1 protein-coding gene and 1 pseudogene are annotated in these 2,360 nt (G+C 72.5%); both read right to left on the bottom strand.

Annotation, left to right across the window (positions count from 1 at the left end; translation table 11 throughout):
* A pseudogene (locus AC27IO_RS22985) lies at positions 1-215 on the bottom strand (PepSY domain-containing protein); the annotation flags it as partial.
* 20 nt (positions 216-235) lie between these two features.
* Positions 236-2,360 (bottom strand): TonB-dependent receptor (locus AC27IO_RS22980; protein WP_498740974.1); only part of this gene is annotated, 2,125 nt, incomplete at its 5' end.

Here is a 2,360-nt window from a genome sequence, read left to right as displayed (position 1 = left end):
GCCAGCGCGGCGGCGGGCTCCCGCAGGCCCGCGCCGTCGCCCAGCGGCGGCAGGTGGGCGGTGCGCTCGGCCTCGGTGAGCTGGGGGTAGCCCACGTACATCATCACGATGCCGGAGACGAACCACATGGCGAAGAAGCCGCACAGCAGCACCCCCAGCCAGCGGTGGGTGAGAAACAGCCAGCGCTTGGCGCGCACAGGGCGGGTCCAGTCCATGGTGCGTTTCCCGTCGGCGTTCAGAACGCCACCTGCAGCGACACGTCCACCGTGCGCGGCGCACCCAGGTACACCTGCGCGCTGCGCGCTTCGGCCGCGTAGATGCGGTCGGTGGCGTTGCGCAGGTGGCCCGAGAGCGTGGCGGTGGGCGAGAGCTTCCACGACAACCCCAGGTCCAGCAGCGTGTACGAGGGCCAATACTGCGTGTTGGCCGCGTCCGCAGAGATACGCCCCACGCGCCGCGCGCCCGCCGTGGCCTGCAGCGCGGGCGTGACCGCATAGCCCAGCCACAGGTTGGCCACGCTCTCGGGCGTGTTGGTGGGCGTGCGGCCGGCCAGCGACACGCCGCCCTGCACGAACTGCTCGTAGCGGGCGCGGGTGCGCATCGCGTTGGCCTGCAGCTGCCAGCGGTCGGTCAGGCGCAGGCCCACGGCGACCTCCGCGCCGCGCGACGACTGCTCGCCCACCAGCACGGTGAACGCGGGGTTGTTGGGGTCCTGCGAGGCGATGTTGCGCCGCGTGATCTGGAACGCCGCCACCGTGGCCGTGCCCCGTCCGCCCCAGAAGTCGAACTTGGCGCCCGCTTCCAGCTGCCGGCCCGTGGTGAGCGCGCTGTTGTTGGCCACGTCGGCGAACGAGGCCGTGGACAGGGAGCCCGACGGCGGGTCGCTCGCCGTGGCGTACTGGGCGTACACGTTGGCGCCGGGGGCCACGTCCCACACCACGCCCAGGCGGCCGGTGGTGGGCGTGTAGCTGCGCTCGAACGTGGCGGGGCTGGTGGCGGTGACGGCGCGGCGGTTGGTCAGGTCCAGCGCGATGCGCTCCTGCCGCAGCGCCGCCACCAGGTTCACGCCGGGCACCAGGGCCGTGCGGTTCTCCACGAACACCGCGGTGGTCTGCACGCGGTTGTCGCGGTCGGCGCGAAAGCCGGGGGCCATGCCGGGAATGTCGAAGAACCGCTCGGTCGTGAAGCGGTACGGGTCCACCGTGCTCACCGTGCCGGCCAGGCTGTTGGGAAAGCGCGTCTGCCGGTTCACGCTCACGTCCAGGCCGAAGGCCCAGTCGCTCGGCCGGCCGGCCAGCGTGCCGTGCCAGGTGGCCTCGGTGCGGTTGCCCACCAGCTGCTGGTCGTGCCGCTGCAAATAAGCGCTGCCGCGCGAGACCAGGGTGTTGGCCGCGTTGAACTGGTAGGTCTCCACGTTGCGGTAGTCGCGCAGCGCGTCGTAGGTATAGAGCGTGTTGCGCCACTGCAGGGCGTCGGACACGCGCCACTGCGCCACCGAGCGCAGCCACTGCACGCGGTGGGCGTACATGCCGTCGCTGCTGTTGTAGTTGGCAAAGCGCGTCCCGGGATCGATGCGCAGCGCGCCCACGGCGGGGTTGAGCACCGGCGTGCCCCAGTAGGGGCGGTCCACCGCGTCCTTCTGGTACTCGTACGCCAGCAGGTGCGTGAAGCCGCCGCCCAGGTCGGACAGCAGCGATGCGGCCAGCTGCGTGGACCGGGTCTGCGTGCCGGTGGTCCAGCTGCCGGCGTCGCGGTGGTTCACGTCGATGCGCGCGAAGTGGCTCGGCCCTGCGCCGCCGTCCTGCGGCCCCGCGATGCGGCGGTTGAGGCCCGCCGAGGCTTCCTTGAGCCCGTACGAGCCCGCGCGCAGCCGGCCTTCCGCGAAGTCGCCGCTGCGGTCGGGCGTCTTGGTGATGTAGTTGAGCGAGCCGCCCACGGCCCCCGCGCCGTACAGGAAGCTCGACGCGCCGCCGACGGCCTCCACCCGGTCGTAGATCCAGCTGTCCACCGCGCGGGTGGCGCTGCCGTATTGCACCGTGATGCCGTTGTACAGCTGCGTGACCGAGTTGTTGCTGAAGCCCCGGTAGCTGGCCGCCATCGAGCCCGGCGCGTTGTGCGCGGTCACGCCGGGGATCGCCCGCAGGATCTCCTGCGTGTCCTGCGCGCCACGGGCTTCGATGGTGGCGCGGTCCACCACGGTGACCGAGGCGGGTGTCTCGCGCGGCGTGAGGCCCAGGCGGCTGCCGGTCTCGGCGGGGGTGTCCAGGTTCAGCCGGCCCAGGGGCTCGGCCGGCGTGCCCGAGACGGTCACTGGCGCCAGCGTGGGCACGGGCGACAAGGGCGCGTCCTGCGCCGGGGCG

It is taken from the genome of Acidovorax sp. KNOB132 (assembly GCF_057541515.1).
Note: the sequence above shows the minus strand (reverse complement) of the source record. Positions and strands in the feature narration are given on the sequence as shown.